Annotated in this window: 11 protein-coding genes; 6 read left to right on the top strand and 5 right to left on the bottom strand. The window is 62.2% G+C overall.

What is annotated here, in order from left to right; translation table 11 throughout:
- The first annotated feature begins 63 nt into the window (after positions 1 to 63).
- Positions 64 to 672, top strand: a complete 609-nt coding sequence (locus CH290_RS11285; RefSeq protein WP_019667657.1) for a DUF8020 domain-containing protein — start codon at positions 64 to 66, stop codon at positions 670 to 672.
- A gap of 60 nt (positions 673 to 732) precedes the next feature.
- Here CH290_RS11285 and pabB read toward each other — a convergent pair whose 3' ends face one another.
- The 3 genes from pabB to CH290_RS11270 form a co-directional block, all read right to left on the bottom strand.
- Positions 733 to 2,796 (bottom strand): aminodeoxychorismate synthase component I, encoded by a 2,064-nt coding sequence (gene pabB, locus CH290_RS11280; RefSeq protein ID WP_033188866.1) that lies wholly within the window; start codon positions 2,794 to 2,796, stop codon positions 733 to 735.
- A gap of 7 nt (positions 2,797 to 2,803) precedes the next feature.
- Positions 2,804 to 3,139, bottom strand: coding sequence for a chorismate mutase (locus CH290_RS11275; RefSeq protein ID WP_020113226.1), 336 nt, complete (start codon positions 3,137 to 3,139; stop codon positions 2,804 to 2,806).
- A gap of 289 nt (positions 3,140 to 3,428) precedes the next feature.
- Positions 3,429 to 3,767: an RNA polymerase-binding protein RbpA gene (locus CH290_RS11270; RefSeq protein WP_026348228.1), complete on the bottom strand. Its 339-nt coding sequence runs from the start codon at positions 3,765 to 3,767 to the stop codon at positions 3,429 to 3,431.
- A 184-nt stretch (positions 3,768 to 3,951) separates the two neighbouring features.
- Between CH290_RS11270 and CH290_RS11260 the strand changes: the two genes are divergently transcribed.
- The 3 genes from CH290_RS11260 to CH290_RS11250 all read left to right on the top strand — a co-directional run bounded on the left by CH290_RS11260 (position 3,952) and on the right by CH290_RS11250 (position 5,218).
- The gene (locus CH290_RS11260; RefSeq protein ID WP_027499079.1) at positions 3,952 to 4,284 is read left to right on the top strand and encodes a hypothetical protein; all 333 of its coding nucleotides are present in this window, start codon (positions 3,952 to 3,954) and stop codon (positions 4,282 to 4,284) included.
- A 98-nt stretch (positions 4,285 to 4,382) separates the two neighbouring features.
- Positions 4,383 to 4,877: a carboxymuconolactone decarboxylase family protein gene (locus CH290_RS11255; protein WP_027499078.1), complete on the top strand. Its 495-nt coding sequence runs from the start codon at positions 4,383 to 4,385 to the stop codon at positions 4,875 to 4,877.
- A complete protein-coding gene (locus CH290_RS11250; RefSeq protein ID WP_020113223.1) occupies positions 4,877 to 5,218 on the top strand; it encodes a GNAT family N-acetyltransferase in 342 nt (113 codons plus the stop codon). The genes CH290_RS11255 and CH290_RS11250 overlap by 1 nt, the downstream gene beginning before the upstream one ends.
- Positions 5,219 to 5,247: 29 nt before the next feature.
- Here CH290_RS11250 and CH290_RS11245 read toward each other — a convergent pair whose 3' ends face one another.
- On the bottom strand, positions 5,248 to 5,526 hold the full coding sequence (locus tag CH290_RS11245) for a DUF7218 family protein (RefSeq protein WP_020113222.1): 279 nt from the start codon (positions 5,524 to 5,526) through the stop codon (positions 5,248 to 5,250).
- Between the two features lie 87 nt (positions 5,527 to 5,613).
- Positions 5,614 to 7,104 carry an amidase gene (locus CH290_RS11240; protein ID WP_020113221.1) on the bottom strand — a complete coding sequence of 497 codons (1,491 nt, stop codon included), beginning with the start codon at positions 7,102 to 7,104 and terminating at the stop codon, positions 5,614 to 5,616.
- Positions 7,105 to 7,275: 171 nt separating this feature from the next.
- Here CH290_RS11240 and CH290_RS11235 point away from each other — a divergent pair, with 171 nt between their 5' ends.
- Both CH290_RS11235 and CH290_RS11230 read left to right on the top strand, forming a co-directional pair.
- Complete coding sequence (locus CH290_RS11235; RefSeq protein WP_033188865.1) at positions 7,276 to 7,731, top strand: tellurite resistance TerB family protein; 456 nt, start codon at positions 7,276 to 7,278, stop codon at positions 7,729 to 7,731.
- Between the two features lie 26 nt (positions 7,732 to 7,757).
- The gene (locus tag CH290_RS11230) at positions 7,758 to 8,252 is read left to right on the top strand and encodes a DUF6328 family protein (RefSeq protein ID WP_033188839.1); all 495 of its coding nucleotides are present in this window, start codon (positions 7,758 to 7,760) and stop codon (positions 8,250 to 8,252) included.
- The last annotated feature ends 376 nt before the right edge of the window (positions 8,253 to 8,628 follow it).

Genomic DNA, 8,628 nt, shown 5'->3' with positions numbered 1-8,628 from the left:
GACGACCGAGGAATACTATTGGGCGTCCGGTAACAGTGGTTCGACTACGGTCTGGGGATACCTGTGAAACGAAGGAAATCAGTTGCGACGACGGCGGCGACCGTTCTCGCGGTTGCGTCGGTGGCAATCGCTGTCGGCGGTGGCACCGCGAATGCGGACCCCACCGAATCCGTGGGCTACGAAACGTCCGTCACGACGGATGGATCCGTCAGCACAGTCCTCGACGCAGGCGCTTTCCGTATCGACAGCAGTGACAATTCGGTGGACGTCGTGGGTAACTCCGGGACGGTTCTCGCGAGTCTGCCGCTGACGTACTCCGTGAACGGCGCGACCTATTCGATCGCCCCAGCAGTGGTGGGGGACAGGCAATTGCTCCTGACCCCGCAGCCGGCGTCGTTGATCAACGACGCAGCAGGACCGGTCAGCAAGCAAGCCGCGTTCGACAACATGATCAATCAGATCGTGATCGGATACACCGGCGGCGGAGCAGTCGGAACCGCAGTCGGCGCCGGCCTCGGCTTTGCAATCGGTTGCGTGTCGATCTTCCCGAACTTCATTGCCGGGTGCATCATCGGTACCGCCATCGGCGTCGTTGCCGGAACCATCATCGGCACCGTCAACGCAAACCCGAATGTGCAGCCCGCGGTGTTCGAGTACTTCACGACACCGTAGTTTCCTTGGGCCGACATGGTCGGCCGGGCATCGGATCTCCGTGGGAGGACCGGGCCGGCGTCACTCGCCGGAACGGTCCTCCTTTTTCGTGCCGTGCGCGAGCGCGCGACGCATCGACACCGCCTTGACCATCGTCTCCTGGAATTCCTCTTCCGGATCCGACAGGGCGACTATTGCGCCGCCGACACCGAACGTCACCTCGTGTTCGGTGGAGACGATCGTCCTGATGACAATCGAGAAGTCGGCCGAACCGGTCAACGAGAAATAGCCGATCGCACCGGAATAAACTCCGCGTGGCCCGTCTTCGAGCTTGTCGATGATCGCCATGGTCCGAATCTTGGGTGCACCCGTCATCGAGCCACCCGGGAAAGCGGCGCTGATGCAGTCCACCGCGGATGCGTCGTCGCGTAGCCGTCCACGCACGGTCGAGACCAGTTGATGTACCGGGGCGTAGGTCTCGACGTCGAACAGCTTGGGCACGTGGACCGAACCCGGCACGCAGACCTGCGCCAGGTCGTTACGAACCAGGTCGACGATCATCAGGTTCTCGGCCTTGTCCTTCTCGTTGCCGACCAGGTCGGTCCGGAGAAGCTCGTCCTGTTCGGGAGTGCTGCCTCGCGGGCGGGTTCCCTTGATGGGCTTGGACTCGACCACGCGGTCGGCGTCGATTCGCAGGAACCGCTCGGGAGAGGCACTCGCGACCGACAGATCGTCGAAACCGAGGAACGCGCTGTACGGAGTCGGATTGATCTCTCGCAGATACGTGTACGTTTCCAGGGCATCGATGGGACCAGGAAGAGTCGCGACGTTCGTCAGGCACACCTCGTAGGTCTCACCGGACGTGATGTCCGCAAGACACTGCTCGATGAGCCCGAGGTACTTCTCCCTGTCGTGCCGAAGGTGAAGTGCCGTCTCGAATTCCGGTGCAAGCAACGGAACAGGCTCGGGTTCGGCGCTCTCGATCTCCTCACCGAGCGAACCCAAGGCGTCGGCGACGGTCTGGAACCAGGCAGACGTCGTCGCGTCGCCGTACTCGGTCACGAGTGCCAGTGCGTGACAGTTGCCGGCCTCGTGGTCGAACACCAGCGCGCGATCTGCGAAGACCATCGATGCATCCGGTGTTGCGGAGGTGTGTACCAGTTGACCGCCGACGTCGGCTTTCAACTCGTACCCGAGATAGCCGATGTACCCCAGACCGAACGCGAAGGGCAGGTCGTGGAGAGCAGGTACGGCACGCTGTTTCAACTGGCCGTTCAGGTAGTCGAAGAAGGTCGACTCGAACGACTCCGTCGACCCATCGGGCCGGTGTACGTCCACCCGACGCTCGGCCACGCGGTACGTGAGGTATTCCGCGAGGGGGCCCGAGCAGTCACCCATGATGGTGAACCGTGAATCCGGCTCGACTGCAGAACTTCCGTCCAGCCAGAACGCGTTGGGGCCGGTCGCGTACAGAAGCTCGAAGACACGCCGTGTGTCGAAAGCTCCTTCGATGCAGCGGCTTTCGATCGAGTATCGAGACCGTGGGGGAGCAGCGGGAGCGTGCATGGTCTCGCGAGTGAGGTCGCGGAAGTTGGACAGTAGTTCGCGTCCGTACTCGGTGCTGATCGACTCCGGATGGAACTGCACGCCCCACATGGGACGGGACGTGTGACGGACGGCCATGACCAGGCCATCGTCGGTCCACGCGCACGCCTCGAGCTCGTCGGGCAGGGAGGTGGCCGTCAAGGAGTGATAACGCACGACCGAGTACGGCGACGGGATACCGGCGAACAGACCGCTTCCGTCGTGGGTGATGTCGGAGAGCCTGCCGTGCATGGGTGTCGGCGCCAGGTCGACCTCGCCGCCGAGAAGATGACACAACGCCTGGTGACCGAGACACACACCCAGAATAGGTAGATCGAGTTCGGTGATCGCTCGCGCGCTGATGCCGAGGTCGTGGGGTGTACTCGGACGGCCGGGTCCGGGGGAGACGACGACGTTGTCGAAATCGCCGAGCGGCAGGGAATTCCAGTCGACGTCGTTGCGTACGACGACAGGTTCGATCCCGTTGACCTCACACAGCAAGCTGTAGAGGTTGTAGGTGAACGAATCGTAATTGTCGATCAGGAGGGTTCGCACGGGCATGGTGTCATCACCGGCCACGTTCGCCGACGGACACATCCGCATCGATGCTCTCGCGGTCGTCGATGATGAGATCCTCCACCCGGCACGCTTCGCCGATCAGGAGATCGTAGACGGAGGTCAGGAAATCTTCCGACAACCCGTGCTCTCGGGCGAATGCGCGTGCGCGGTCCTGCACTACCCCGACACGACCGGGCTGCATCATCGGAATGTCGAACTCACGCTTGACCAACGCAACCCGCGAGCAGATTTCGATGCGGTGCCGAATGGACTCGAGAATACGAGCGTCGAGAGCATCGAGCTCACCGCGTAGCGATTCGAGTTGACTGCCGGGCTCGTCGGTCACGTGTAGTTGCCCCCTCGTTCAGCAGTCCGGAACTGCGACTGTTTCGTGTATTCGCTCGATTGTTGATCGCATCGTCCCGCGGGTCCGTTACCTGCGAAAGACCGAACGAATCGTGTCAACAATAATGGCATCTTGTCTGCCTGAATTCACTTCCGAGGTGACGAATGTTGCTCTATTGCAGACCCTGGGGGATATAAACAGACTTTCGTTCCGAGCAAAAGCAAAAAAACCGCACCTGCCGAATGTTTTGCATTCGGCAGGTGCGGTTTGTCGGGACCGTGTGCGTGGATCAGGCGCCGCGGCGCTTGACCTTCAACAGGTCCATGCGCTCCTTGAGCAACTCTTCCAGTTCTTCGACCGACCGACGCTCGAGAAGCATGTCCCAGTGGGTACGGGGCGGCTTGACCTTCTTGGCCTCGGGAGCGGTGCCCTCGATGAGTGAGCCTTCCAAACCGTTACGGCACTGCCACGTTCCGGGGATTTCGGCGTCGTCCGCGAACGGGACATCGAACTCCTCACCGTTGTCGCAGCGGTAACGCGCAACGCGGCGTGGCGCAAGGTCGTGGTCGCGGTCGGTCTCGTAGCTCACGGCGCCGAGTCGGCTACCTCGTAGTACTCGATCTGCCATTGTGGCGTCCTCTCCCTCGATAGTGCGTGCTCGTCCGCAGCGCGCACTGCATTCGACTCACGGATGTACAACGCGCCGGCGCGGCGAATCGTTCCCGGCCACGGGCTCGACGTTCGCACGACACGAGCCGACCCGCAGACACGTTTGCGCCATTCTACCGCCAGACCGTCGTAGGCTCGTCGGCATGTCGGTGAAGTCGCGTCGCGTGCACGCTTGCGCTTGGTGTGGCCGGGACGTCGCCGACGGTGGCATGGGACGGCGCAGGCGGTACTGCAGGCAGTCGTGTCGGCAGCGTGCTTACGAACACAGGTCGGCGGTCAAGGGCACGTCGATTCCCGAGGACGCCGTGGTGCTGAGTGCGGACGAGGCATCCGCACTGATCGACCGCAACTTCGAGGTCCGGTGCGCAGCGGAGGATGTTGCGACGGCTGTGGCCGAGGGTGCGGGTGCGGACGAGCTCGCGCGGTTGTGCGGAGATCTCGTTGCCCTCGCTAGGGATGCCGAACGGCTGCGCTGACCGACGGCACCCGACGGTTCGTGACCATATAGTTGCGACGTCAACTACATGGGTTATCGTTGTTCGCGAACGTCCACCGCATCGTCGAAAGGCCTCCGTTGTCCGAAGTCACTCCGCGCCGGGTCTTGCTGGACAAAGCGAATCCAGACGTGTTCAAAGCTCAGCTGGCAGTGGCCAAAGCTGTTCGCACCGCGACCGGCACCGCGGGGATGGATCGACGGTTCGTCGAGTTGCTGAACGTTCGCGTGTCTCAGATCAACGGGTGCGCCTACTGTCTCGACGTTCATTCGACCGCCGCGCTGGAGGCAGGCGAAAGTGCTCAGCGGCTCGCGGTTCTACCGGCGTGGAGCGAGACATCACTGTTCAGCGACAAGGAGCGCGCAGCGCTCACCTTGGTCGAGTCCGTGACTCGGCTTCCTGGTTCCGTCGACCAGGACCGCGATTACGCTGCAGCGAGCAGTGTCCTGACCGAGGTCGAGGTGGCTGCCGTCAGCTGGGTCGCGATAGCCATGAATGCGTTCAATCGAATCTCCATCGTGAGTCGGCATCAGGTTCGTCCGCACTCCGACACGACGTCGCCGAAAGGGAAATGATGAGCAACGAGCAGCACGACATCCGCGATCGTGTGGTCGTCTCGGAGGACACGGACGGGCGGCGTTACACGCTCGTACTCGACGGACACGTCATCGGATTCACCGAGTTTCGTGACCGCGGCGAGCAACGGATTTTCTTTCACACCGAAATCGACGACGCCTACGCCGGCCATGGTCTGAGCTCGGTTCTGGTGACTGCTGCCCTCGACGACGTCCGTGCGCGCGGACGTCGCATCGTTCCGGTGTGCCCGCTGGTGGCCAAGTTCTTGACCAAGCACGACGCGTACCAGGACATCACCGATGCGGTTACCCCGGACATCCTGGCGTATCTCCGGAATTGAGGCCGGTCCGCCGGGCCGATGTCCGGGGGTCAGTGTTCCCTGAGCGTGTCGATCAGCTCTGCTTTCCTCAGGTCGGAGTAACCCTCGATACCCAGTTCCTTGGCGCGTGACTTCAGCTCGTCGACGGTCCAGTCCTCGTACGAGCCCGATTCGCCACCCTTCGCGCCGATCGTGGAACGACCCTGGTTGGCGGCGGCATTGGAGATCCGCGCTGCCTTCTCCTTGGAATTGCCCTCCTCGCGCAGCTTCTCGTAGAGGTCCTCGTCCTTCAGCTGAGGCTGAGAGCTACTGGACTTGTCGGCCGCCATGTCTTCTCCTCGTCTCGTGTCCGGCAGCGTGCATCGCTGTCCGACACGAGATAACCGCTGCCCGCAGCCGTCAAACGGGCGCGTTCCTCAGACAGGGGTGGCAGTTGCAGGAAAGCGGTGAATCCACGGAGCAGCCTCTTCGATTTGCGCGGCAAGCCGAAGAAGAGCGCCGTCGGAGCCGAGGTGTCCGACGAATTGAACGCCGAGTGGTAAACCGTCCGAGGTCCAGTGGACCGGGACACTGATTGCCGGTCGGCCGGTGACGTTCGCGAGCTGGGTGTACGGCACCCACCCGAGGTTGTTCTGGACGACATCGTCGAGAATCCCTGTCAGATCCATGATCCGTCCAGCGCGAAGAACACCTGCCGCTCGCGCCGCGCGCTGCATCATCGGCGGAGTCGAGGCAGCACCGATGCGAAGCGGGGGAGTAGCCAAGGTCGGGGTGAGAAGAAAATCGAACTTTCGATGGAACGCTGCGAGCGACTGCGTGTAGACCTTCGTGTTCTCGAGCGCTGCTACCGGGGCCACGAATCCGGTGTGGCGACCGTACTCGGCCACGGCGAGCGTGTCCGCCTCGAAATCGGAATTCTTGGCACCGGTCCTGGCCTTGATCTCGGCTACCTGCGCGTACACCTGCGCGAACCAGATCGTCAGAAAGTCACGTGACAGTGCCCAGTCGTCGTACGGCTGAGGAACCTCTTCGACATGGTGGCCGAGTTCTTCCAGCAGCGCGGCCGCGTGTTCCACGGCCGCCACAGCCTCCGGATGCGGCGACGGATTCACGGTCGACGACGTGGACCATCCGATTCGAAGTCCGGTCGGGCGGGTTCTTATCGCGTCGACGAATCGCTCCGTAGGAAACTGCGCGAGGTAGCCGGCGCTCGGGTCCGGCCCGACGATGGCGTCGTAGAGGGCCGCACTATCGCGGACCGTCCGGCTGACGACGCCCTGACTGACCATCCCGAACATGATTTCGCCGGTCTGTGGTCCGTACGGCGACAACCCCCGACTCAACTTGAGTCCGACGAGACCGTTGCATGCGGCCGGTATTCGTATGGAACCGCCGCCGTCGTTCGCGCCGGCCGCTGGAACGATCCCGGCGGCTACGGCGGCACCCGAACCACCCGACGAACCGCCGGGTGTTCGGTGCAGGTTCCACGGATTGCGAGCCGGACCCCAGTAGTCCGATTCCGTGACGCCCTTGGCGCCGAGTTCCGGTGTGTTGGTCTTACCGAAGACGACAAGACCTGCGTCGAGGAATCGCTGAGTGATCAACGAGTTCTCGGTCGCGATGTCGTCGGCAAGTGAACGCGACCCGTAGGACGTCGGGTATCCCTTGTATTCCTGTGCCAGGTCCTTCAGTAGAAACGGAACACCCGCGAACGGTCCGCGGCCGAGGGTCTGCGCCGCGTCGTCTGCTGCGGAATCGGTTCGAGCCACGATCGAGTTGAGCTTGCCGTCGACGTCGTAGGCGCGTCGGCGAGCGAGTTCCAGCAATTGCGGTGCGGTGACCTCGCCGCCCGCCACCAAGGATGCGAGTTCGGTTGCGTCCTTGGACACGTACTCCTCGAGGTTCACGCGCCGATCCTACTGCCGACGACCAGCCTGGGGGCCGAAGTCGCCGCCAGAGTTCACTGAGTGCTCGCCCGAGATCGTCGTGACTGATTCCGGCAAACCGGTCGACCGACGGGCACAATGGTGGCGACCGCACGGAGAGTGCGGTCCGGGCAACGCGAGCGAAGGAATGTCATGGCTTTCTGGGACCAGTTGAAGGCGAAGGCCACCGAACTGAACGGGCAGTTGCAGACCAAGACCGTCCAGTTCAAGAACAAGGAGTTCGCGAACGGGAGCATGGCCATGTGTGCCCTGATCGCTGCGGCCGATGGCACCATCGATCCGGCCGAGCGGCAGAAGACAGCGGCACTGATCTCCGGCAACGAAGCGCTCAAAGTTTTTCCCGCCGAGGAGCTTCGCCAGAAGTTCGACTGGTACTGCGACAAGCTTGCCGGAGATTTCGACTTCGGCAAGGTGGAGGCAATTGCCACGATCGGCAAGTTGAAGGGCAAACCCGATCAAGCTCGTGCGGTGATCCAGATCGGCATCATCATCGGCGGTGCCGATGGACACTTCGACGATCACGAGAAAGCCGCTGTCAAGAACGCGTGCTTCTCGGTAGGAATCGACCCCAGCGAATTCGAACTCTGAGTAGTCTCCGCAGCTAGTCTGATGCAATGAGCACCGACGAGGATCCGGATCACCTCGAATGGAACGGTAAGGCGCGCAACGAAACTCCCACTCAGCAGCTCGACAGGAACTGGCTCGCACTGTTACAGGAGCTGCGGGTCGTCCAGACCGGCGTCCAGCTGCTGACGGGATTTCTGCTCACCTTGCCGTTCCAAAGTCGCTTCGACGATCTCTCTTCAGCGGGTCACGTCGTATATCTCGTGACCGTGTCGGCGTCGATTCTCGCGACGATACTGCTGGTTGCGCCGGTGGGCATGCATCGATTGCTGTTTCGTCAGCGTGCAATCGGTGTGTTGGTGCGAGTGGGCAACACGCTCGCGATCAGCGGCATCGTGATGCTGGGTATCACGTTGATCGGAGCTGTTGCCTTGACATTCGAGATAGTCCTCGGCGTGACTGCGGCATTACCGGCGGCCGTCGTGGTCGCGGTGATCATGATCGGATTCTGGTTCGTTCTGCCTCGCGCGTACCGAAAGACATGACTCGACGCGTGACGGCGACCGGCGACAACCGTAAGTTTCGTCACTGTGACGAAATAACAGAGAGTGGCACGATTACAGGGAAGCGGCCAAGGTTCCGAGTCGGAGGTCGCGCTACCACGAGGAGACGGTTCCGGCCTGCGAGCCGAATCGAATCGAATCGAATCGAATCATGGCGCACGGATCGACCCAAGGGTGCACGCGGACGCTGGAAGGCATCAGCCAGCACACGGCGCAGTTAGGACGATCGTCGATCCGGTTCGAAGGCGGGCACATGTACGCGCAACGGATCGGTCGATCACTGGGCGCTCATCCGGGCGTACACGCTGGTCGCGCTTTTGCCGATAATCTACATTATGTCAATTTAAGTGCCCATCGA

Source organism: Rhodococcus sp. 06-156-4 (assembly GCF_002259345.1).
Classification (GTDB): domain Bacteria; phylum Actinomycetota; class Actinomycetes; order Mycobacteriales; family Mycobacteriaceae; genus Rhodococcoides; species Rhodococcoides fascians_E.
This window is presented reverse-complemented; position numbering and strand designations above follow the sequence as displayed.

What these genes read in the sequence shown, in the direction of transcription:
- pabB (WP_033188866.1), bottom strand. Translation starts at nt 2,796, where the DNA reads ATGCCCGTGCGAACCCTCCTGATCGACAATTACGATTCGTTCACCTAC.
- CH290_RS11270 (WP_026348228.1), bottom strand. Translation starts at nt 3,767, where the DNA reads ATGGCAGATCGAGTACTACGAGGTAGCCGACTCGGCGCCGTGAGCTAC.
- CH290_RS11260 (WP_027499079.1), top strand. Translation starts at nt 3,952, where the DNA reads ATGTCGGTGAAGTCGCGTCGCGTGCACGCTTGCGCTTGGTGTGGCCGG.
- CH290_RS11250 (WP_020113223.1), top strand. Translation starts at nt 4,877, where the DNA reads ATGAGCAACGAGCAGCACGACATCCGCGATCGTGTGGTCGTCTCGGAG.
- CH290_RS11245 (WP_020113222.1), bottom strand. Translation starts at nt 5,526, where the DNA reads ATGGCGGCCGACAAGTCCAGTAGCTCTCAGCCTCAGCTGAAGGACGAG.
- CH290_RS11235 (WP_033188865.1), top strand. Translation starts at nt 7,276, where the DNA reads ATGGCTTTCTGGGACCAGTTGAAGGCGAAGGCCACCGAACTGAACGGG.
- CH290_RS11230 (WP_033188839.1), top strand. Translation starts at nt 7,758, where the DNA reads ATGAGCACCGACGAGGATCCGGATCACCTCGAATGGAACGGTAAGGCG.